The sequence below is a fragment of the Marinobacter goseongensis genome (assembly GCF_023156235.1).
GTDB classification, from domain to species: domain Bacteria; phylum Pseudomonadota; class Gammaproteobacteria; order Pseudomonadales; family Oleiphilaceae; genus Marinobacter; species Marinobacter goseongensis.
In genome coordinates, this window is record NZ_JAKZAI010000002.1 from 76975 (window position 1) to 98612 (window position 21638).

Annotated in this window: 21 protein-coding genes; 18 read left to right on the forward strand and 3 right to left on the reverse strand. The window is 58.0% G+C overall.

Going from position 1 to position 21638, the window contains the following annotated elements; translation table 11 throughout:
- The first annotated feature begins 45 nt into the window (after positions 1-45).
- Entirely contained in the window at positions 46-663 is a 618-nt protein-coding gene (gene thrH / locus MLC70_RS00965) for a bifunctional phosphoserine phosphatase/homoserine phosphotransferase ThrH (RefSeq protein WP_248181099.1), read from the forward strand.
- A gap of 6 nt (positions 664-669) precedes the next feature.
- Here thrH and pabB read toward each other — a convergent pair whose 3' ends face one another.
- Complete coding sequence (pabB, locus tag MLC70_RS00970) at positions 670-2022, reverse strand: aminodeoxychorismate synthase component I (protein WP_248181100.1); 1353 nt, start codon at positions 2020-2022, stop codon at positions 670-672.
- 189 nt (positions 2023-2211) lie between these two features.
- On the opposite strand from pabB, the gene MLC70_RS00975 reads away from it, so the two are divergent.
- Positions 2212-2820 carry a hypothetical protein gene (locus tag MLC70_RS00975; RefSeq protein ID WP_248181101.1) on the forward strand — a complete coding sequence of 203 codons (609 nt, stop codon included), beginning with the start codon at positions 2212-2214 and terminating at the stop codon, positions 2818-2820.
- A 170-nt stretch (positions 2821-2990) separates the two neighbouring features.
- Entirely contained in the window at positions 2991-3869 is an 879-nt protein-coding gene (locus MLC70_RS00980; protein WP_248181102.1) for a DUF6160 family protein, read from the forward strand.
- Between the two features lie 135 nt (positions 3870-4004).
- On the opposite strand, the gene MLC70_RS00985 is transcribed toward MLC70_RS00980, so the two are convergent.
- Entirely contained in the window at positions 4005-4634 is a 630-nt protein-coding gene (locus MLC70_RS00985; RefSeq protein ID WP_248181103.1) for a hypothetical protein, read from the reverse strand.
- Positions 4635-4837: 203 nt separating this feature from the next.
- Between MLC70_RS00985 and MLC70_RS00990 the strand changes: the two genes are divergently transcribed.
- From MLC70_RS00990 to MLC70_RS01035, 10 genes are all read left to right on the forward strand, one after another.
- Positions 4838-5866 (forward strand): DUF58 domain-containing protein, encoded by a 1029-nt coding sequence (locus MLC70_RS00990; protein WP_248181104.1) that lies wholly within the window; start codon positions 4838-4840, stop codon positions 5864-5866.
- A complete protein-coding gene (locus tag MLC70_RS00995; RefSeq protein ID WP_248181105.1) occupies positions 5866-7962 on the forward strand; it encodes a transglutaminase TgpA family protein in 2097 nt (698 codons plus the stop codon). The genes MLC70_RS00990 and MLC70_RS00995 overlap by 1 nt, the downstream gene beginning before the upstream one ends.
- Before the next feature lie 17 nt (positions 7963-7979).
- On the forward strand, positions 7980-8993 hold the full coding sequence (gene holB, locus MLC70_RS01000; RefSeq protein WP_248181106.1) for a DNA polymerase III subunit delta': 1014 nt from the start codon (positions 7980-7982) through the stop codon (positions 8991-8993).
- A gap of 122 nt (positions 8994-9115) precedes the next feature.
- On the forward strand, positions 9116-9466 hold the full coding sequence (locus MLC70_RS01005; RefSeq protein ID WP_008171779.1) for a PilZ domain-containing protein: 351 nt from the start codon (positions 9116-9118) through the stop codon (positions 9464-9466).
- A 23-nt stretch (positions 9467-9489) separates the two neighbouring features.
- Positions 9490-10410, forward strand: coding sequence for an alpha/beta fold hydrolase (locus MLC70_RS01010; protein WP_248181297.1), 921 nt, complete (start codon positions 9490-9492; stop codon positions 10408-10410).
- The gene (locus tag MLC70_RS01015) at positions 10400-11314 is read left to right on the forward strand and encodes a DUF4892 domain-containing protein (RefSeq protein ID WP_248181107.1); all 915 of its coding nucleotides are present in this window, start codon (positions 10400-10402) and stop codon (positions 11312-11314) included. Before MLC70_RS01010 ends, MLC70_RS01015 begins: the two co-directional genes overlap by 11 nt.
- Positions 11311-12537, forward strand: coding sequence for a patatin-like phospholipase family protein (locus MLC70_RS01020; RefSeq protein WP_427902079.1), 1227 nt, complete (start codon positions 11311-11313; stop codon positions 12535-12537). Before MLC70_RS01015 ends, MLC70_RS01020 begins: the two co-directional genes overlap by 4 nt.
- Before the next feature lie 90 nt (positions 12538-12627).
- Entirely contained in the window at positions 12628-13530 is a 903-nt protein-coding gene (prmB, locus tag MLC70_RS01025) for a 50S ribosomal protein L3 N(5)-glutamine methyltransferase (protein ID WP_248181108.1), read from the forward strand.
- A 36-nt stretch (positions 13531-13566) separates the two neighbouring features.
- Positions 13567-14661 carry a chorismate synthase gene (gene aroC, locus MLC70_RS01030; RefSeq protein ID WP_248181109.1) on the forward strand — a complete coding sequence of 365 codons (1095 nt, stop codon included), beginning with the start codon at positions 13567-13569 and terminating at the stop codon, positions 14659-14661.
- Between the two features lie 17 nt (positions 14662-14678).
- Positions 14679-15842 carry an MFS transporter gene (locus tag MLC70_RS01035; protein WP_248181110.1) on the forward strand — a complete coding sequence of 388 codons (1164 nt, stop codon included), beginning with the start codon at positions 14679-14681 and terminating at the stop codon, positions 15840-15842.
- A 3-nt stretch (positions 15843-15845) separates the two neighbouring features.
- Here MLC70_RS01035 and MLC70_RS01040 read toward each other — a convergent pair whose 3' ends face one another.
- Positions 15846-16724, reverse strand: a complete 879-nt coding sequence (locus MLC70_RS01040; protein ID WP_248181111.1) for a LysR family transcriptional regulator — start codon at positions 16722-16724, stop codon at positions 15846-15848.
- Between the two features lie 177 nt (positions 16725-16901).
- Between MLC70_RS01040 and leuC the strand changes: the two genes are divergently transcribed.
- The 5 genes from leuC to MLC70_RS01065 all read left to right on the forward strand — a co-directional run bounded on the left by leuC (position 16902) and on the right by MLC70_RS01065 (position 21500).
- Entirely contained in the window at positions 16902-18320 is a 1419-nt protein-coding gene (gene leuC / locus MLC70_RS01045) for a 3-isopropylmalate dehydratase large subunit (RefSeq protein ID WP_248181112.1), read from the forward strand.
- A gap of 16 nt (positions 18321-18336) precedes the next feature.
- Positions 18337-18984, forward strand: coding sequence for a 3-isopropylmalate dehydratase small subunit (gene leuD, locus MLC70_RS01050; RefSeq protein WP_248181113.1), 648 nt, complete (start codon positions 18337-18339; stop codon positions 18982-18984).
- 34 nt (positions 18985-19018) lie between these two features.
- Positions 19019-20092 (forward strand): 3-isopropylmalate dehydrogenase, encoded by a 1074-nt coding sequence (gene leuB / locus MLC70_RS01055; RefSeq protein ID WP_248181114.1) that lies wholly within the window; start codon positions 19019-19021, stop codon positions 20090-20092.
- 128 nt (positions 20093-20220) lie between these two features.
- Complete coding sequence (asd, locus tag MLC70_RS01060) at positions 20221-21336, forward strand: aspartate-semialdehyde dehydrogenase (RefSeq protein ID WP_248181115.1); 1116 nt, start codon at positions 20221-20223, stop codon at positions 21334-21336.
- A 23-nt stretch (positions 21337-21359) separates the two neighbouring features.
- A complete protein-coding gene (locus MLC70_RS01065) occupies positions 21360-21500 on the forward strand; it encodes a hypothetical protein (protein WP_248181116.1) in 141 nt (46 codons plus the stop codon).
- The last annotated feature ends 138 nt before the right edge of the window (positions 21501-21638 follow it).

Consider the following 21638-nt stretch of genomic DNA (forward strand, 5'->3'; position numbering starts at 1 on the left):
GCTCATCGGCGCTGTAACTACTGACTTGATTAGCAGGAGAACACTGTGGAACTCGCGTGTCTTGACCTCGAAGGCGTACTGATCCCGGAAATCTGGATCGCGTTTGCAGAAAAAACCGGCATTGAGGAACTGAGGGCAACCACCCGCGACATTCCCGACTACGACGTGCTGATGAGACAGCGTCTTCGCCTGTTGGACGAGCATGGTTATGGCCTGCCACAGATTCAGGAAGTGATCGGAGAGCTGGACCCGCTGCCCGGTGCCAGGGAATTCCTCGACTGGCTGCGAGAGCGGTTTCAGGTGGTCATTCTGTCAGACACCTTCTACGAGTTTGCCATGCCGCTGATGAAGAAGCTGGGCTATCCGGCGCTGCTGTGCCATAAGCTGGAAGTGGCGGAGAATGGGCAGATCACCAATTACCTCTTGCGTCAGCGGGACCCGAAGCGCCAGTCGGTGCGGGCGTTCCAGCTGCTCAATTACCGGGTCATTGCGGCCGGTGATTCCTACAACGACACCACCATGCTGGGTCAGGCTGAAGCGGGCATTCTGTTCCACGCACCGCAGAACGTGATCGATGAATTCCCGCAGTTTCCGGCGGTGCATACGTTTGAGGAACTCAGGCAGGAGTTTCTGAAAGCAAGTGCGGTGCACAGCGAGACCTGATCGGTCTCAGGTGTTGAAGTGCTCCAGAAAAGCCATGAGGGGACGCACTTTGGTCAGCGTCTCCTCATACTCAGCCTGCGGATCGGAATCCGCGACCACCCCTCCGCCTCCCCAGCATCGGATGGTACCCGCGTCGTCACACAGCAGCGTACGAATGGCGATGTTGCTGTCCAGTATGCCGTTCAATCCCCGGTAAAATACCGATCCGCAGTACGGCCCGCGCCAGTGCGGCTCCAGCTCACGGATGATCTCCATCGCGCGGATCTTCGGGGCACCGGTGATCGACCCTCCGGGAAACGCATCGATCAATGCTTGCATCGGCGACACGTCTTCCCGAAGCGTGGCACGGATGTGACTCACCAGGTGATGAACGTTGCGGTAAGACTCCAGTGAAAACAGGGCGTCCACGGACACGCTGCCTGCCTCGGCGCTGACGCCCAGATCATTCCGCAACAGATCCACAATCATCAGATTCTCGGCGCGGTCTTTCTCCGATGCCTGCAGTTCGTTCGAGTAGGCCACGTCCTGTGCGGACGTATCGCCGCGTGGTCGGGTGCCCTTGATGGGGCTGGTCAGGATCGTTTTGCCGCGAATTTCCAGAAACCGCTCCGGAGACACCGACAGAATGCTCTGCCCGCCGGCCCGGATAAACGCGCTGTAGGGTGTCGGGTTTTCAGCGGCCAGCGCCTGGAACGCGTGCCAGGGGTTGCCGCGGAACTCTCCGCTGAATTCCTGGGACAGGTTCACCTGATAGCAGTCACCTGCGCTGATGTAGTCACGAATGGCGCTGACGCTATCGCGGTAGTCCCGTGCGGATTGCCGCGGGGCAAAAGGCCGGATCATTGTCCAGTCGGCGGGCCCTGGGGCAAGATCGGACTGCAACCAGCGAGCCAGCGTTTCAAGGGTACGTTGCTCACATGCCGGGTGAATCCACAGATAATACGTCCCACTTGTGCGGTTGTGGCTGGCAGTCCAGAGATAGAAGCCCGCATGCAAGAGGGGAGTATCGACATTCGGGCACAGGGGCGCCAGGCGTTTTTCTCTGACATAACCGAGTTCGTAGCTCAGGAAACCGATCCAGCCACCGCTCAGAAAGTCCGCCGCTATTGACGAGTCGAGTGCGTATTTTTCGACCACCTGTTCCATCTCGTCGGCGAGTCCGGACAATCTGGCCCGGTCCGACGATTTGCTGTTGACCGTTATGGATTCGCAGGCAAGGGCGGAGAAGCCACAAAGCAGACCCCGTGCATTTCCCTCACCGGTACTGCCTATGTAGGCGAAATCCGGTGCCCCAGACGCTTGCGCCTGAAGTCTCTGGTACTCCTCTCGGGTAAGTAGTCTGGAAACAGATAGGCTCAAAATTTCCCCGTGAAATATAGAAGATGATACACAGGCCACAAAACGGGCATTGTGAGGCGTAAAGCCGCACTGATCTAATAATAAAGCAGTATGTTCTGCTCAGATCGGTGGGTTGATACGCCAAGGTATTTTACCCGAGTTATAGGTTTCAAATGTGGAAATCAGATCAAAATAAAAAGGACACCTGTCATGCAAAAGATGAATCGTTTCATTTTCGGTGTTGCACTCGCCGCTGTGAATTTTCTGCCCCTATCAGTTGCCGCTGAGGAGGAACAGATCGAAGTGCAAATACCTAAAAACAGTGTTCTGTCAGATGGCAAGCTTTCCAGTGAGGAATTGGCACGATACGCAATTGTCGGGCAGGAACAGCTGGTCAGGTTGACGGAAAAGGCGACGCAAGAGTACACAGTAGGATTGCAGGAAAACGATAGCACTATGCCAGCCGCCTGGATGCTGCTGAACGATGGCGAGACCATCAAGCGGATCAACATTGACGGCCAGACCGGCCAGACGCCCGCAAGTGTGCGAATTCTGATGTATCGGGCCGCGCTGAAGTCTATCGCCCGACGAGGTAAGATCAACGCTGCCGTCATTCTGTACACCGGCAAGGTTAAAGAGGGCGAGAAAGCTGAGGCTTTGGTTATCGAACATGAGCACCGGCTCGGTATTGCCGGGAACAAGATCATCCCCTACACCATCGAAGATGGAAAAGTTTTTTATTCTCAATCTGTTACAAAAGAAAAGCCCTTTGAGATGTTCTATGACGATCGAGGGCAGGCGCCCACGAATCAAATCTGAAGATGAGATGTGAATCCCGTTTGTTTCAGGTTGTAAGCAATGCGTTAAGAAGTGTGAATGCAGTCACGGACTAGGACTGTAAAACAATCTTAAATGGCCTCGTGGGGTAAGGGACTCCACGAAAAATACAAACTCAGATAATAACAACATGAGTTTATAAGGAGATAAATATGAAAGGCCTGAAGAAAATCGCACTCGCAACGGCTGTAGCCGCTGCTCCTTTTGCAGCTCACGCTGACCTGAAAGCCATGGATGACAGCGCAATGGGCAACATTACCGGTCAGGCCGGTGTGACCATTGAGCTCGAAACCAAAGTCAGCATCGGACAGTTCAAGTACACTGACGAAGGCTCGTTCGCGGTCAACGACATCATCCTTGGTGGTGCCGGTGTAACTACTGACGGTGCAGCTGCGGGTTACAATGACCTGCTGGACCAGCTGAAAATTGACATCGATGTTGCAGACGACGGCGACGCTGTAATTCACGTAGCGACTCTCGATGGTAATCCGATCGACTGGGGTTTGAAGGTTGGGTCCATGGAGCTTCTGGCTGGTACTACCGGTTCAGACAGCACCACGCTGATCTCTAACATGAGCGGCTACGGTAACCTTGCTCAACTGGATATCCGTGTGGATACCGCTACTGACCACCTTAACATCGTAGCTGCATTTGACGTGCAGGATATGGATTTCGACGTTGAATTCCTGGGTATCGGCGTGCGTGACATGACCATCTCCGGTGCAGGCGGTAACTTCGACTACGATGGTGATGGCTCGGTAATGACAGCTGATGCTGACGGCGAATTCGGTTTGGATCCGACTTCCAAGGAAGCACAGGTTCTAGCTGGTTTCGCTAACGTGAACTTGGACGTCTACAAGGGTGCTGGTCTGGGCGCATCAACTGCCACCGACGTGCTGCGTATCGACGTGAACAACGTCTACATGGACATGTCCATCGGTGCTGTTGAAATCGGTGGAACTTCCATCGGTTCGTTCGCCATCGACAACCTGGCGATCACCGACACCAAGCTGGCTGTTTACGGTCACTAAGCTGACCTGACACCTATGGTGTTGAACGCCCCGCTTAGGCGGGGCGTTTTTGTTTCTGGATGAGTACCGTCCAGGCATAAAAAACGGCACTTTCCAGTGCCGTTTTTTTGCGTCCCGTTAAAGTAAAGTGCCCAGTTAACGATCCGGGACCGCAATGGACAGATCAAATCCGCCGCCGGGCCGCGGCGTCAGGGTCACGGGCCCTTCGTTAATGGCCTGCGGGACTTCGATCCGGTCAATCCCAGGAGGGTTACCTATGGAAAAGTTCAGATTCTGGCCATCAAACCCGACACCGAGTTGATCGTTCAGGAATGTTTGGGTGAACGGCTCGTCGGGGATCTGCGCCTGCTGGCCAAAAATGATCGGCTGAATCGGGGGTGTGAAGTCTGCCGGTGGGCGCGCCCGGGCCAATTCTTCCTGGGGTAGCAGCAGTGCACGGCGCAGGAATTCTTCCTCTGCGCTTTCCAGCGCATCCGACGTGCCCTCGTCCTGGTAACGTTGCATTGCCTCCCGGTAGGCTTCCTCCTCGGCTTCCGTCAGGACCGGCTCGCCGGGTGAGATGGTCAACGACCGAATGATGCGCTGGCGATCAGCCTCGCTTTTACGCTGATCCTTGGGCACCACGATCACGGCAGAATCCTTGACGTAGGTCTCGACCATTTCGTCAGAGGTCATGGTCTGAACACCGGCCAGCAGACTGCTGCTGAACAGCGCGGCACCGGCTGTGCTGATGATGGCGATTGAGAGGGAAGTTCGGCGTGTCATGGTGTAGCCTCTTGGCTTGTGATCCACGAAAATGAGGCGCTTCTGAGGATACTTCGATCAGTCTGCTCCCTTAATAATCAGTATTCGGATTGCCCGACACAAATTCAAGGGCTTTGTGGCGGTAATGTGATCACATCCTGTGTATTGTCAGTATTGTTATGAAAACCCTGTCAGCGAGGGGTAACACGATTCAAGGATGCTCTATGTTTCAGGCATTACGAGTTCGGTGGCAGCGGTGGGTGAACCGCAGGATTCCCCGTACCGATAAACAGGTATTCAGCCAGCGCAATATTTTTATTCTGCCAACCGGTGCCGGCGTGGTGTTTGGTGTGTTGTTGCTGATCATGCTCATTACCGGCATTAACTACCAGAACAGCCTGATTTATCTGCTGACGTTCCTGCTGGGTGCCATCATGGTGGCCGCCATGCATCAGACCCACCGCAATCTCGCTGGCCTCGAGCTGACACTGGTGAAGACCGGGGAGGGGTTCGCCGGTGATTCTTTACCTTTTCATTTCCGGGCTGTTTCCGGGAAACACGATGCGGTCGCCATTTCTCTGTGTTCCGACGGTCACACACTGGACCAGCAACACGTCCCCGCCCGGCAGGCCGCCGACATGACGATCGCACTGGCCTGTCATCAGCGTGGTTATTTCCGGCCGGATCGTATTCGTGTCGAGACCCGGTTTCCGTTCGGACTTCTCAAAGCCTGGTCGTGGGTCAGGCCGGTGTCCTGCGCCATTGTCTACCCGCGGCCGGTGCCGGCGCCGGAAGCGCCCAGCACGGTAACCGACGGTGACGACCAGTCCAGCGCGCGCTCGGTGGAGGGTAACGATCATGCGGACATGCGCCCGTGGCGCGAAGGCGACCCGAGTCAGCGTGTGCTCTGGAAACGTTACGCCCGTTCCGGGCAGATGGTGATTGCAGATTGGGAAGGGGAGCAGGGCAGTCCCCATTGGCTGGATTTTCATGCTTTTCCGGGCGTGGACATGGATTTGCGGCTGAGTTATCTCACGGCTCAGGTGCTGGAGCGGGGGCGGAGCGGAGCGCCGTTTGGCCTGAACCTGCCAGGACAGATGATCGAGCCGGATACCGGACCGGCGCATGTCGCCCGGTGCCTGAAAAGTCTGGCGGTGCTCGGCATTGAAAAGCCGCGGGATGATTCCTCCGCGCCCTTCGGCACCCGGCAAACCGGAACCACGCAGGAATTTGCAGTGGGAGAATCCGGATAATGGCTTTGTCAGGCTTGGCTGCCACCAGCGGAATTCACGGCAATGCGCCGGCATTGCCGACGCGGGCGCTGCTCTGGTTGATAGCCAGCTTTGCGGTGTTACTGGTGCCTCAATGGGATCGGTTACCCATCTGGCTGGTGGTCACCTGTGTTGTGCTTGCGGGCTGGCGCTATATGGCACAGAGCGGTCGTGTCCGACTCCCCGGTAAATGGTTGAAAACGGGGATCATGCTGGTGGTTATCACGGTTTACGTCGGCACCGTCCAGGGTCGCTTTACCGTTGATACGGCGGCCTCGTTCTTTGTGCTGGCGGTCGGACTCAAGTGGCTCGAGACCCGTTCCAGGCGCGACTTTTACGTTCTGTTCTTCATTCTTGTGTACCTCGCAACAGTGAATTTCCTGTTTCACCAGCAAATCTACTGGGCGGTGCTTAATCTCTTTGCCGTCGGCCTGCTGCTGGTAGGCCTGCAGGTACTGAATGCGCCGGATCTCCCTGACACCATGGCGTCCGGTTGGCGCCGTTTGGGCATGATGCTCCTGAAAACCTTGCCCATTGTGATTCTCCTGTTTGTGTTCTTTCCACGCATGGCGCCGCTGTGGAGCGTCCCGATGGTGTCTGGACAGGCGCGCACCGGCATCAGCGACACGATGCGCCCCGGGGACATATCGAACCTGGCGCAAAGCAGTGAGCGTGCCTTTCGCGCCACCTTCGGGGAGGAGCTCCCGGCCTACCGTGATCGTTACTGGCGCGGCTTGATCCTGGATTACCTGGATGGAGAAACCTGGCGCCAAGGCCGTGAAGAGCCGTTCCGCCGACCCGGCCGCGTTGCTGTTGACGGCGGTGCGGGTGAGCTGGAGCGTGGTCAATACGATGTGCTGCTGGAACCCACGGACCAGACCTGGGCGTTCGCACTGGAAAACTCTGTTGCCGTTTCTGACAACGTGCTCAGCGCTGATGACTCGTTGTTCCGCTTCCGCCGGCCGGCAGATTCATCGGTCCGTTATCGGATGAAATTAGCGGCCGCCGAGGTCACACGGACGGACACGGCCGAACCTGACAACGTCAGGCGTTATCTGCAACTACCGTCAGAGGGGAACCCCCGCGCCCGCGATTTGGCGGAGGATCTGCGAGCGACCGCGGCGAGTGATCGCGAGGTGGTCAATGCGCTGATGTCAAAGTTCCGTGAGCAGGAATACTTTTACACCTTGCGCCCGCCGGCCATGCCGAACGATGGCGTCGATACCTTACTGTTCGACGAGAAGCGCGGGTTCTGTGCTCATTATGCCGGCGCCGCCACCTTCGTGTTCCGTGCCGCCGGAATTCCGTCACGGGTGGTTGTCGGTTATCAGGGGGGAGATCCCGGTGCCGATGACGAGTATCTGATCGTGCGCCAGTATGATGCCCATGCATGGGTGGAGGTATGGCTTCAGGGGCAGGGTTGGGTGCGGGTCGACCCTACCGCCGCCATCGCTCCGGACCGAATTGAGCTGGGCTTGCGGGATGCTGTGGCCGATGAAGGGTCGTTTCTGGAAAATGAATGGGCGTCTCCTCAGCGCTACGGTGATATTGCCGTCCTGCAGTGGGCTTCCCTCCAGGTTGACCGGATCAACTACCAGTGGCAGCGCTGGGTGGTAGGTTATCAGGGGCAGTCACAGATGGATCTGATGTCCCGTCTGCCAGGCGGCATGGGGCTCAAGGAACTGGGTTACGCCACGGCCGGCATCGTCGGGCTGGCGCTATTAATTGCCGGGCTGGTGTCCGCCTGGCAGGTTCGTGGCAGCGGGTCGCGCGATCCCATGGTCCGCCTGATCAGTCAGTGGCACCGGTTGTGCGAGCGCAGCGGTATCCCGGTGCGGCAGGGGGAGACGCCCGTTCAGCTGGCACAACGAATCGGCGCGGCAAGGCCCGCCGCCAGCAACACGGCGCGATCTTTTGCCCGGCTGGTCAACAAGCATTACTATGGCAGCGAATCTGTGGCCCAAAGTGATTCCCGGAATGCCATGAGGCGTTTGCTGTCGACGATGCGCCGGCAGCTTCAGCGTGATTCCGGGCAAGCCAATACAGCACGAAAAACGCCAGCAAGGTCAGAAGGTTGAATATAGACAGTTTATCAATGCCCTGGCTGAACGAGGCCTGGGCCAGCCTGCAGAAGCGATTTGATGAGAATCGGCTGCCGCACGCCCTGTTGGTCAACGGTGAGCGGGGTGTGGGTAAGCGCCTGTTCGCCGATGCCCTGGCGTCTTTGTTGATTTGCGATCAACCGGAAAAAGGTGGAGGCATCCTGGCCCGCCCCTGTGGTCGCTGCAAGCAATGCGAACTGGTGGCGGCGGGCACCCATCCTGATATACGGGTTTACACACCGGAAAAATCGCGGATGATCAAGATCGACCAGATTCGGGCCTTGTCGTCCTTTGCCGTAGCCTCACCGCAGGTCGGCCACCGTAAAATCGCCATTGTTGACCGCGCCGATCAACTCAACATCAACTCGGCCAACGCCCTGCTCAAAACGCTGGAAGAGCCCTCGGCTGATGTGGTGCTGATCCTGTTGCAGGAGAGCGGGCGCCCGGTGCTGCCTACCATCCGCTCCCGGTGTCAGTCCATGCTGATTCCCACTCCCGGGGAAGACGACGCGGCCCGCTGGCTGACGTCTCGGGTCATGGAACTGGAGGAAGATTCTCGCCCCGCTGCGGCAGAGTGCGTCAAAGCCCTGGCCATGGCCGCCAATGCGCCCAGACTTGCACTGGAATATCTCAACAGCGACTTTCTCGCGCAGCGTGACCAGGCTCTGGAGTGTTTCCGGCACTTCATGAAGGGCCAGATGACTGTTGGTGAGGCCGCAAAACCCTTCAAAACGCTGGGCCTGGATGCGGCGCTATGGCTTTTTGAGCGTTGGGCCGCCGATCTGGCGAGGCTGGGCGCCGGCGGACACGCCCTGGATTCGGACGCGGCGGACATGCTGGGATACCTTGCCAGAAACAATCCGCCATGGCGGGCCCATCAGTTACTGGACCAGATTCATGAAGCCCGTTCCGCGGCGGTATATAACGTGAATCCTGAGCTGGAGGCCGGGCGCCTTCTGATTGCCTGGCAAGGGCTGATGCCCGTCAAGAGGCGCGTGCCCGCCTGACCGTGCGGAGGCACAACAGAAAGAGCGTATTACAGTCACTGCTGCTATCATTGGGAAATATTGCGGAATTCGACAAATTCCCAACAACAAACAGATACATAGCCAGACAGAAGGTGTGAATTATGGGGCCCGGTTTCGGCGCACGAAGTGGCATTCTGACCCTCACTATCAAAGACAAGGCGGTGCTTTACGCCGCTTATATGCCCTATATCCGGCAGGGCGGGCTGTTTATACCGACGCAGAAACAGTATCAACTCGGTGACGAGGTGTTCCTGTTGTTGAACCTGATGGATGAGCCGGAAAAAATTCCGGTGGCTGGCAAGGTTATCTGGATCACCCCGAAAGGTGCCCAAGGAAACCGGGCAGCCGGTATTGGCGTACAGTTCAATGGCGATGACGAAACCGCCAGAACCAAAATAGAATCCTATCTGGCCGGTTCGCTGAGTTCTGACCGACCTACCCACACCATGTAACTGGAAGCCACTACCCACCCTTGATGACTGACACTGCTCTGAATCCCGAAAACACTGACACTGCGCCTTGTGAAGAGGTGACCTGGCCACTGCAGGATATTGAGCTGGCGGGGCTGCATTGGCCAGCGAAATACCCCACGGCAGATGCCTGCCCCGTGCTGATGCTTCATGGCTGGCTGGATAACTGTCTGACCTTTGACCGACTGGCACCTTCCCTGGCTGAATCCCGGAATGTATTTGGTATCGACATGGCCGGTCATGGTCATTCCGGGCATCGCCCGTCCGGGCAGAGCTATCTGCTGATGGATTATGTCGCCGACCTCGCAGAGCTGATCGCGCAACATTTTGCCGAAGGGCCTGAAGGTCGGGTCGATCTGGTTGGTCACTCACTGGGTGGGATAGTCTGCGTCCTCTATGCCGCCGCGTTCCCGGAACACGTGCGGAGCCTGGTGATGATCGACAGCCTGGGGCCGATCAGCCGGCCATCCGCCGACACCATTCCCCAACTGCGCAAAGCCATCAAAAAGCGGCTGGCCGGCTCCGGAAAACCGGTGGTTTACCCGGACACCCGCACCGCCGGCAAGGCCAGGGAGGGCGGTCTGAGTCCGCTCTCCACCGAGGCGGCCATGACCCTGATCCCCAGAAACATGAAAGCCGTTGACGGTGGTTACGTGTGGGGCACGGATCCAAGGCTGCGTCATCCGTCACCGATCATGCTGGAAGAAACCCAGGTGCTGGCCTCTCTGGCCAAACTGACGACTCGCGCCTTGTTCATTCGTGCAGAACACGGTTTGCTGGCCCAGCGTGAAGGCTGGCAACCCCGCCTGGACGCCATTCCCCACCTTGAGACCATCACCGTCGCCGGTGGGCACCATTGCCATCTTGATGGCGACGTTGAACCGGTCAATCACGCAATCAGGGCTTTTATTAACCATGACTCGTAACATCGCTATCCGTCTGGCCGGCGCCGTGCTGCTTCTGTTTCCTTTACTTGCATTGGCGGTCGAGCCCGATCCTGCAAGTATCCCCGAGGCCTTTGCCCAATCTTCTCTTGAGGCGGAAGTGCCGGTGGTGTCATCGGGACACCTGGTCCTGTTCAGTCCGGTGCGAGAAGTGAACAACCAGATTCGTTCCGATAAAATGGCACGAATTCCGGTTCGCGGCGTCGGCCAGCTTCACGAGATCTCCCGGGACTCCAGCCGGAGAGAGGCCCGTGAGCATTACCAGAGAGTGCTTCAGGCCCGAGGGGCTCAGGTATTGTTTGAGTGCAGCGGCCGCAGTTGCGGGCGCAGCAACGTGTGGGCAAACCAGATCTTCGACCAGGCGACTCTGTATGGTCGTGACGCCGATCAGGATTACCTGGTTGCGGCAGTGACGGACCCGTCTGGTAAGACCTGGCTGACCCTGGTGTACACCGTTACCCGTGGTAACCAGCGTGAATATGTCTGGATTGAGCATCTGGAAGCGGGTGAGGGTGCTGCGATACCCGGCCTGAATTCCGCCAATGCCCGAGTGCGCGGCCCGATCATCGTGCCTTGGCAGGGCGGTATAACCTATCGGTTTGACTGGAGCGCCAGCGACCGTCGTATGCTGAGCAACTGGATGGACGAGAAAGGCGCCAGGGCGACATTGACCGGGTATGCAACCCTGGGTGCTGATGAAGATCTGGATGACGCCATGGCGCGTGCGGGAGAGGCGTTGGAGTCGCTGTCGCAAGTGCTCGACAAAACCGGCGTGTCCCTGGCGCGACAAACACTGATCAACGTCGGACCTGCGGTCATCATTCCATTACCTGAGCGGCAGGGCGACCGCATTGAAATCGTGGTAATCACGGGGCCAGACCAGTGAGTAACTCAAACGACAATCAATCACCCGGGCCTCGCAATTCCGGGCAAGGCGGAGTCAGCGACGGCGCCTCAGCCATGGTGGAGAGCCCGGACCTGTCTGCTGCGGAAGCGGCGTCCAGTTTGGCGCGCAAGCCCACATTGCCCGGAAAAGGGAAAACCGTCGCGCTGACGCTCGGTAGCGGCGGGGCGCGTGGCTATGCTCATATCGGCGCTATTGAAATCCTGCAGGAGCGGGGTTACGACATCATTGCTATTTCCGGTTGCTCGATGGGTGCGTTGATCGGTGGCATGTACGCGTCGGGGAAAATGAAAGACTACAAGGACTGGGTCACTGGTCTCGGGCAGTTCGATGTGTTGAGGTTGCTGGATGTGACCTTCAATTCAGTGGGCGCTATCCGCGGAGAGAAGATTTTCTCCGTGGTGCGGGACATGCTGGGTGATACCAGGATAGAGGATTTGCCCATCGCCTTTACGGCGGTGGCAACCGACCTGCTGGCGCACAAGGAAATCTGGTTTCAGGAAGGGCCGCTTGATCAGGCGATTCGTGCATCAGTGGCGATTCCCGGCGTAGTGACGCCGCTGGTCCTCAACGGACGTGTGCTGGTAGACGGTGCGCTGCTGAACCCATTGCCGATTATTCCCACCATTTCTTCTCATGCCGATATGGTCGTTGCTGTGAACCTCAGCGGTGAGGATGATCGACGCAGACGGATTCCGGATGCCGCCTTCGGTGACGCCGGTGACGCGGATGAATGGGTCGACGTATTGCGAGACAAAGCGTCACGCTGGTTTGACTGGGATGCCTTGAAGACCCTCACCGGCAAGAAGAGCGGTCTGCCCAGCGACGACAGCGCTGAGGACAAAATCAGCAAGGCGGTGGAGAAAAATCAGTCCGAGAAACGCCAGCATGACAAACACAGTGTGGCCGTCAGCAAGGCAGCGGAAGAGGCCGAGCAGGCCCATGAAACGATTGACTGGGACAAGCTGGGCATTGGCAAGTTTGATGTGATGAACCTCACCATCGAAACCATGCAGAGCGCCCTGGTGCAATACAAGATCGCGGGTTATCCCCCGGATCTGCTGGTTAACGTTCCGAAAAACGCCTGCCGTGCCTACGACTATCATAAAGCGCCGGAACTGATTCAGCTCGGCCGCGAGCGCATGGCGGCAGCGCTGGATCGTTACGAGGAGAGCCGCACCAGCTCGGGACCGTTGGCACTCTGACTCAGCCGGTGGGGCTGCAGTGTGGCGAACAAACTGCGTATAATACCGGCCACTTTTGCACTCACGCACTTTGGCAGGAACCCGAACATTGTGACCAACCCCATTGACGAGCTTTACACCGTGCGGGATTACCTTCGGTATGTTTCCACGACGTTTTCCGCATCGCCTCTGTATTTCGGCCATGGCACCGATAACGTCTGGGATGAAGCCGTTCAGCTGGTGATGCGCACACTGAACCTGCCGCTGGAAAACAACACGCTGTTTCTGGACGCCCGGCTGATACTGGCAGAGCGGGAGTTGATCCTCCGTCGTATGCAGCGGCGTATCGAAGAGCGGGTGCCCATGGCCTATCTGCTGGGTGAGGCCTGGTTCATGGGCATGCCCTTTCACGTGGACGAACGGGTTCTGGTGCCACGGTCTCCCATCGGTGAGCTGATCGAGCGCGGTTTGCAGCCCTGGTTGGGTGAGGCGCCGGTGCAGCGTGTGCTGGATCTGTGCACTGGCAGTGGCTGTATCGGCATTGGTGCCGCAACCGTTTTTGACGAGGCGGAGGTGGACCTGGCGGATATTTCAACGGATGCACTGGACGTGGCCGCCAGCAACATCGAGTTTCATGGTCTCCAGGATCGGGTCCGCACGGTAAAAACGGACGTCTTCGACGGCGTTGAAGGTCGGTACGATGTTATCTTGAGCAATCCGCCCTATGTCGACGCCGCGGATCTTGCCAGCATGCCGGCCGAGTACCGTCATGAGCCGGAACTGGGTCTTGCAGCGGGCAGCGACGGTCTGGATATTGCTCACCGGATCATTGCCCATGCCGCGGACCATCTGAACCCGGGCGGCCTGTTGATCGTTGAGGTGGGCAATAGCTGGGTAGCCTTTGAGCAGGCGTACCCGGATTTGCCGTTTACCTGGCTGGAATTTGAAAACGGTGGTGACGGGGTCTTCCTGATCTACGGGGATGAGCTGCGTCAATGGCAGAGCAATTCCTGAGAATCTTTTTATAAAACCTGGATAAGATACTGAATCATGTCGGGAAACACATTCGGAAAATTGTTTACGGTTACCTCTTTTGGTGAGAGCCACGGGGCCGCGCTGGGTTGCATCATTGATGGCTGCCCTCCGGGCCTGGAGCTTTCCGAAGCCGATATGCAGCGGGATCTCGACCGCCGCAAGCCCGGCACCTCCCGTCACACCACGCAACGCCGCGAGGCGGATGAGGTCAGGATTCTTTCCGGGGTGTTCGAAGGTAAAACCACGGGCACGCCTATCGGCCTGGTGATCGAGAATACCGATCAACGCTCCAAGGACTATTCGAAAATCTCCGAGCAGTTCCGTCCGGCTCACGCCGATTACACCTACGCCCACAAGTATGGCGTTCGTGACTACCGGGGTGGCGGCCGCTCCTCGGCCCGGGAAACGGCAATGCGGGTGGCCGCAGGCGCGGTGGCCAGAAAGTTTTTAGAGCAGCGCCTGGGTATTACGGTTCGGGGTTATCTGTCACAGCTTGGGCCGATCAAAGCCGAAAAGTTTGATTGGGATCAGGTGCATCAGAATCCGTTCTTTTGCCCGGACGCGGACAAGGTCCCGGAAATGGAAGCCTACATGGATGCGCTCCGCAAGGAAGGCGATTCCATCGGAGCCCGCATCAATGTGGTTGCCGAAGGCGTGCCGCCGGGCCTGGGTGAACCGATTTTTGATCGCCTTGATGCCGATCTCGCCCACGCCCTGATGAGCATCAACGCCGTCAAGGGTGTGGAGATCGGAGCCGGGTTCGACTGTATCGAGCAAAAAGGCACCGAGCACCGGGATGAGATGACGCCCGAGGGTTTTCTGTCGAACAGCGCGGGTGGCGTTCTGGGCGGTATTTCCTCCGGTCAGCCCATCGTTGCCAGCATCGCGCTGAAGCCGACGTCGAGCCTGCGGATACCTGGTCGCAGCATTGATGTGCACGGCAATCCGGTAGAGGTGATCACCACCGGGCGCCACGATCCGTGTGTGGGTATCCGGGCGACGCCGATTGCCGAGGCGATGATGGCCATCGTATTGATGGATCATTACCTTCGGCATCGTGGTCAGAACGGTGATGTCGTGGTACCCACGCCGGTACTCGGCCAGCTCTGACGGGCGCAGAGAGACCATTGTCTATTCACTGGCGGCTTTCCAACCTCTATTTCTGGTTCTTTGCCCTCCTCGGAGGGCTCCTTCCTTACTGGTCCCTCTATCTTGAAGGGCAGGGCTTTTCCTACCTGCAGATTGCCACCCTGATGGCCACCATTCAGCTCACCAAGATTATTGCGCCCAGTGTCTGGGGCTGGCTTGGTGACCGCACCGGTCAACGGGTTCGATTGGTGCGTTTCGGAGCGATCACCGGTTCACTTTTTTTCGCCGGGGTGTTTCTGGAGCCCGGTTTTTATGGCCTGCTGCTGGTCATGCTGGCCTTTACCTTTTTCTGGAATGCCATCCTGCCGCTGTACGAGGTTATTACCCTCAGAGCGCTGGGGAAGCAAAAGGACCGGTATGGCAAGGTAAGGCTTTGGGGTTCTGTCGGATTTATCGGAGCGGTTGCACTGGTGGGTGGCATTCTGGAGTGGATGCCCATTGAGGGGTTGCCCTGGTTGTTGCTGCCGGTGTTTGCGGGCATTGCGATCTCGGCATTTCTGGTGCCGTCCGAGCGTGGTGAGCGCAAACCCCCGGCGCCGAGGGGAAGCCTGAAAGCCATTCTTACGCATCCTGCGGTGGTGGCGTTCTTCCTGATGAATTTTCTGCTTCAGGTGTCCCACGGGGCCTACTACACCTTCTTCAGTATTCATCTTGAGCAGCACGGCTACGGCAAGCTGGCGATCGGCCTGCTGTGGTCGCTGGGTGTGTTGGCGGAGATCGGGCTGTTCCTGGTCATGCACCGTCTGACACGCCGCCTGTCGGTCCGTCAGATCGCCATAGGGGCCCTGACATTGACCATGATTCGCTGGGTACTGATCGCTGAGCTCACCGATGTGGTTGCTGTTCTGGTGTTTGCCCAGCTGTTGCATGCGGCATCCTACGGCGCGTTGCATGCCATTTCGGTTCAGTATGTGCAGGGGTTTTTTGGCCAGCATCACCACGGCCAGGGTCAGGCACTGTACAGCGGGTTGACGTTTGGCGCCGGCGGAGCGCTGGGTGCCTGGATGTCCGGCTTTCTGGTGGAGGGGTTCAGCACCTCAGCAGCCTTCTGGGGCGGCGCGGCCGCCATGCTTGTTGCGATCGTGATCACCTGGCGCGGGTTGCGGCCACCGCCGTCAGACGGTGACACCAGCCCGCCGTGACGGCTATGGAAGCGGGTGCTCCTGTGCCCGCACAACCTCAATAAGGGCCCGCGCGGCACCCGAAAGCTGGCGTCCCGACAACCCGACGGCGCCCAACACCCGCGTGACCGGAAAGCCGAGATCCAGCCGTCGCACGCTCTCGTCCACCATGCTCAGTGGCAGCACGCTCCAGCCCAGGCCCACGCTGGTCATCATCTTGATGGTCTCAAGGTAATTGGTGGGCATCTGCGGGTGCAGAGGCAGGTTGGCTTCCAGAAACAAGCGGCTGACCACCCGGTAAGTGGCCGTTGTGGTATCAGGCAGCAACGCCGAATGCCTGGCCAGGTCAGCGAGCCTGGGTGCGTCAAGGTCAGCCAGGGCATGCTCCGGACCCGCAACAAACGCCATCGGATCCGACCACTGTTCATACACCGAGTAATGGCCCGGCATGCTGTCACTCAGAGTGACAAAAGCAAGCTCCGCGTTACGCTTGCGCATCTGCTCGTAGGCCGCGTCGGACTCCATGAACTGCAGGCTTAGCGATACCCCGGGAAAGTCACGGGTGAAGCGCCGTAACCAGTTAGGCAAGTGGTGAAGCCCGATATGGTGACTGGCGATGATGTGCAGTTCCCCCTCGACCGTTGCAGAGTCTGGCGACAGCGCCACCCGGGCGTTATGAATCTCGTCCAGAATTTTGCGGGCGTGGGGCAACAAGCGGGCACCCGCGCTTGTCAGGCGGATCTGGCGGTGGCTGCGGTCTATCAGCGGCGAGCTCAACTGGTTTTCCAGGGTTGCCAGGCGCTTGGAAATTGCAGGCTGGGTCAGGTGCAGGATCTCGGCAGCCTCGGAGAATGAACCCTGATCGACGATGGTCAGGAACGCTTTGAGTAAGTTGGCATCCATGGCTCCGCTCCGGTGATGCTCTGCGTGGTTGGTCAGGCAGTGCTGTGATCCCAAAATAAGGTATGCCAAAAAGGAATGCAAAGAATAAAAAACATGAATTGAGGTTATTCATGCAAAGGCGGTAAACTGTTCCCAGATACGCGGTACACAGCAACCCCCAGAGAGTGAGAGAAAATCATGGCGGGCAAGACCTTATACGACAAATTGTGGAACGACCATCTCGTCAAACAGCGTGATGACGGCTCGGCGCTGATCTACATCGACCGGCAACTGCTTCACGAAGTAACGTCGCCCCAGGCCTTCGAGGGTTTGCGCATTGCGGGTCGTAAACCGTGGCGTCTTGATGCCAATCTCGCCACACCGGATCACAACGTGCCCACCACTGACCGCGCCCGGGGCATCGACGGCATTGTCGACCCGGTGTCCCGTATTCAGGTGGAAACACTGGACAGGAACTGCGACGAATTCGGCATTCTTGAATTCAAGATTCTGGATCAGCGCCAGGGCATCGTTCACGTGATCGGGCCGGAGCAGGGCGCGACACTGCCGGGTATGAGCATTGTCTGCGGCGACTCCCACACCTCGACTCACGGCGCCTTCGGGTGTCTGGCCCACGGCATTGGCACCAGCGAAGTAGAACACGTTCTGGCTACCCAGTGTCTGGTGCAGCAGAAAATGAAGAACATGCTGGTAAAAGTGTCCGGCAAGCTTGGCGCCGGCGTCACCGGCAAGGACGTGGTGCTGGCCATTATCGGCAAAATCGGTACCGCTGGCGGAACCGGCTATGCCATCGAGTTTGGTGGTGAAGCCATCCAGGGCCTGAGCATGGAAGGCCGCATGACTATCTGCAACATGTCCATTGAGGCGGGAGCGCGGGTTGGCATGGTGGCCGTGGATGACACCACCATCGCGTATGTCAGGGATCGTCCGTTCTCACCCACAGGGGAAGCCTGGGATGCCGCCGTTGATTACTGGCGCACGCTGCACAGCGATGACGACGCCGCGTTCGACAAAGTGGTCGAACTGAACGGTGCCGATATCCAGCCACAGGTCAGCTGGGGTACGTCTCCGGAAATGGTCGCCGGCATTGACGGCCATGTGCCCGACCCGGCGAAAGAAACCGATCCGATCAAGCGCGAGGGCATCGTTCGTGCCCTGAAATACATGGGCCTGGCGCCCAATCAGGCGATCACCGATATCAAGCTGGATCGGGTGTTTATTGGATCCTGCACCAACAGCCGTATCGAAGATCTCCGTGAGGCAGCCGCCGTGGTGAAAGGTCGTAAAGTGTCCCCATCGCTGAAGCAGGCGATGGTGGTGCCGGGTTCCGGGCTGGTCAAGGCTCAGGCAGAACAGGAAGGGCTCGACAGGATCTTTATCGAAGCGGGTCTGGAGTGGCGTGACCCGGGCTGCTCCATGTGTCTGGCCATGAACGCCGACAAGCTGGGGCAGGGCGAGCATTGCGCGTCCACCTCAAATCGCAACTTCGAAGGTCGTCAGGGCTTTGGCGGTCGCACCCATCTGGTCAGCCCCGCTATGGCGGCAGCCGCCGCGGTATCCGGCCATTTTGTTGATGTTCGTGAACTGACCCACTGAGCCACAGGAGAGAACCATGCGCGCTTTTACGCAACACCGGGGCCTCGTTGCTCCCATGGACCGTTCCAACGTGGACACGGACATGATCATTCCCAAGCAATTTCTGAAGTCCATCAAGCGCACCGGATTCGGCCCGAACCTGTTTGATGAGCTGCGCTACCTGGATGAGGGCAAACCTGATCAGGATTGCTCCCAGCGTCCGGTGAATCCGGATTTTGTACTGAATCAGGACCGCTACAAGAACGCCAGTGTGCTGCTGGCCCGTAGCAATTTCGGATGTGGTTCCAGCCGGGAGCACGCCCCCTGGGCCCTGGACGATTACGGCTTTCGGGTGATCATCGCGCCGAGTTTTGCCGACATCTTCTACAATAATTGCTTCAAGAATGGCTTGTTACCCATTGTTCTTGATGTAAAAGTGGTTGATCAGTTATTCCGTGAAGCTGAAGTCGAAGAGGGTTATCAGCTGGCGGTGGATCTTGAGGCAAAGACGGTAACCACGCCCTCCGGTGAATCCTTCGGGTTCGACGTGGACGATTTTCGTCGCCATTGCCTGCTGAACGGGCTGGACGACATCGGTGTCACGCTGGAGGATGCGGACCTGATCAAATCCTATGAAGACAGCCGTCGCAAAACCGCTCCCTGGTTATTCGGCGCTGGTCACTGAATCTGACAATTTACTGAATCTGCAAGGAACGGCTATGTCCAGAACAATTCTGATGCTGCCCGGTGATGGTATTGGTCCTGAAATCGTCGCTGAAGCCGAGAAAGTGCTCCACAAAATCAATGAAACGTTTGATCTTGGCCTGATCTTCGAGGGCGGTCTTGTAGGTGGTGCAGCCATTGACGAAACCGACAGCCCCCTGCCGGATGAGACGCTGGAAAAGGCCCGCAAGGCGGACGCGATCCTCCTCGGCGCGGTCGGCGGCCCCCAGTGGGACAGTCTGCCCATGGCAAAGCGCCCGGAAAAGGGGTTGCTGGGCCTGCGCTCAAATCTGGAGTTGTTTGCCAATCTGCGGCCGGCCATTCTGTACCCGCAACTGGCGTCAGCATCCTCGCTGAAACCGGAGGTGGTGTCAGGGCTGGATATTATGATTGTGCGCGAGCTCACCGGCGGTATTTACTTCGGCCAGCCGCGCGGCGTGCGGGAACTGGAGAGTGGTGAGCGCCAGGGTTACAACACCTATGCCTATACCGAATCCGAGATCCGCCGGATTGGCCGGGTGGCTTTCGAGGCGGCCCAGCAGCGTGGCAAGAAACTCTGCTCGGTCGACAAGGCGAATGTGCTTGAAGTGACCGTACTCTGGCGGGAAGTGATGAACGATCTGCGCCGCGAGTACCCGGACGTGGAACTGTCCCATATGTATGTGGACAACGCCGCCATGCAGCTGGTTCGCGCCCCCAAGCAGTTCGATGTGATTGTGACTGGCAACATGTTTGGTGATATTCTTTCCGACGAAGCGGCGATGCTCACCGGTTCGATTGGCATGTTGCCGTCTGCGTCGCTGAACTCGGACAAACAGGGCATGTATGAGCCGTGTCACGGTTCCGCGCCGGACATCGCCGGGCAGGGTATCGCTAATCCGCTGGCGACCATTCTCAGTGCGGCGATGATGCTGAGGTACAGCCTCGGCGAAGAGAAAGCGGCAGATGCCATAGAAGCGGCCGTCAGCAAGGTACTGGATCAGGGGTTGCGCACTGCGGACATCATGTCCGAGGGCGCCCGCAAAGTGTCCACCCGTGAAATGGGTGAGGCGGTTCTGGCGGCACTCTGATAACAGCTCCGGCAATGCGAATCTGAGACCCGACGGTAACAGGATGCGGTTACCGCGGGATCATCCATCCTGTCCCTGCCAGCGATAACTGCAGAGGGCGGGCATAAAATGAGGTTCAAAGGTCGCACATGAAGCGAGTTGGACTTGTAGGTTGGCGTGGCATGGTGGGCTCAGTCCTCATGCAGCGCATGCGTGAAGAAAACGATTTTGCCGATATCGAACCGGTCTTTTTTACCACGTCCCAGGCGGGTAAGCCGGCTCCCGATGTGGGCAAAGAAGGCGTTCCGCCTCTCCAGAACGCGTTCGACATCGACATTCTCAAAACCATGGACGTGATCGTGACCTGTCAGGGTGGCGACTACACCGGCGAGGTCTACCAGAAGCTGCGCGACGCAGATTGGCAAGGCTACTGGATTGATGCCGCCTCCACGCTGCGGATGGTGGATCACTCCGTCATTGTTCTGGACCCGGTCAATCGCAATGTGATTGATGCCGCGCTGGACAAAGGCGTGAAGGATTATGTCGGCGGCAACTGCACCGTGAGTCTGATGATGCTGGCGTTAGGCGGTTTGCTGGAGCAGGATCTGATCGAGTGGGTGTCTCCCATGACCTATCAGGCGGCCTCCGGTTCCGGCGCGCAGAACATGCGTGAACTGTTGAACCAGATGGGTGAGCTCAACAAGAGCGTCCAGAGCGAACTGGATAATCCGTCGTCCGCCATCCTCGAAATCGACCGCAAGGTTACCGACACCATGCGTTCTGCGGATTTCCCGACCGAGCACTTCCAGGTCCCCCTGGCGGGGAGCCTGATTCCGTTTATCGACAAACAACTCGATAACGGTATGAGCAAGGAAGAGTGGAAAGCCGGGGTCGAGACCAACAAGATCCTCGGTCGCTCCGATCATCCGATCCCGATTGACGGCATCTGCGTGCGGATAGGCGCCATGCGCTCCCACAGCCAGGCATTGACCATCAAGCTGAAGAAGGATCTGCCGGTCGCAGAGATCGAATCGATCCTCGCCAAAGCCAATGATTGGGTCAAAGTCATTCCCAATGAACGCGATGCGACCATTGAAGAGCTGACCCCGGCGAAGGTGACCGGTACATTGAGCGTGCCCATCGGCCGTATTCGAAAGCTGTCCATGGGGCCGGAATACATTTCCGCGTTCACCGTAGGCGATCAACTGCTGTGGGGTGCTGCTGAACCGCTGCGCCGCATGCTCCGGATCCTTCAGGAGCGTTAAAAATTGTTACACGGGGGCGTTAAATGCCAACTGTGTCCGGTTTCGGCAAACCGGCAAGGGGGCGGAGGCTGATTTCAGCCCCCGCCCCTGTTATTTTCAGGAACGCTAAGCAGTTCCGCGCGATTGATAAAAAAATGGTGCAAGGATTGCTGCTGATCGATTGATAAAAGGGGTTTTATCAACAATACTTGCCCAACTGAAGATTAATAAGCTGACATAATAACGAGAATTATCCAGACGGAAGTCATCCAACCTCGTCCGATTCTGTTTGAAAAAGCAGTAACGAATAACGGAGACTGGAA

Bases quoted from the DNA above. Each gene is read 5' to 3' on its own strand.
- MLC70_RS00975 (WP_248181101.1), top strand. From the start codon at position 2,212: ATGCAAAAGATGAATCGTTTCATTTTCGGTGTTGCACTCGCCGCTGTG.
- MLC70_RS00980 (WP_248181102.1), top strand. From the start codon at position 2,991: ATGAAAGGCCTGAAGAAAATCGCACTCGCAACGGCTGTAGCCGCTGCT.
- MLC70_RS00985 (WP_248181103.1), bottom strand. From the start codon at position 4,634: ATGACACGCCGAACTTCCCTCTCAATCGCCATCATCAGCACAGCCGGT.
- MLC70_RS00990 (WP_248181104.1), top strand. From the start codon at position 4,838: ATGTTTCAGGCATTACGAGTTCGGTGGCAGCGGTGGGTGAACCGCAGG.
- MLC70_RS00995 (WP_248181105.1), top strand. From the start codon at position 5,866: ATGGCTTTGTCAGGCTTGGCTGCCACCAGCGGAATTCACGGCAATGCG.
- holB (WP_248181106.1), top strand. From the start codon at position 7,980: ATGCCCTGGCTGAACGAGGCCTGGGCCAGCCTGCAGAAGCGATTTGAT.
- MLC70_RS01005 (WP_008171779.1), top strand. From the start codon at position 9,116: ATGGGGCCCGGTTTCGGCGCACGAAGTGGCATTCTGACCCTCACTATC.
- MLC70_RS01010 (WP_248181297.1), top strand. From the start codon at position 9,490: ATGACTGACACTGCTCTGAATCCCGAAAACACTGACACTGCGCCTTGT.
- MLC70_RS01015 (WP_248181107.1), top strand. From the start codon at position 10,400: ATGACTCGTAACATCGCTATCCGTCTGGCCGGCGCCGTGCTGCTTCTG.
- aroC (WP_248181109.1), top strand. From the start codon at position 13,567: ATGTCGGGAAACACATTCGGAAAATTGTTTACGGTTACCTCTTTTGGT.
- MLC70_RS01040 (WP_248181111.1), bottom strand. From the start codon at position 16,724: ATGGATGCCAACTTACTCAAAGCGTTCCTGACCATCGTCGATCAGGGT.
- leuC (WP_248181112.1), top strand. From the start codon at position 16,902: ATGGCGGGCAAGACCTTATACGACAAATTGTGGAACGACCATCTCGTC.
- leuD (WP_248181113.1), top strand. From the start codon at position 18,337: ATGCGCGCTTTTACGCAACACCGGGGCCTCGTTGCTCCCATGGACCGT.
- leuB (WP_248181114.1), top strand. From the start codon at position 19,019: ATGTCCAGAACAATTCTGATGCTGCCCGGTGATGGTATTGGTCCTGAA.
- asd (WP_248181115.1), top strand. From the start codon at position 20,221: ATGAAGCGAGTTGGACTTGTAGGTTGGCGTGGCATGGTGGGCTCAGTC.
- MLC70_RS01065 (WP_248181116.1), top strand. From the start codon at position 21,360: ATGCCAACTGTGTCCGGTTTCGGCAAACCGGCAAGGGGGCGGAGGCTG.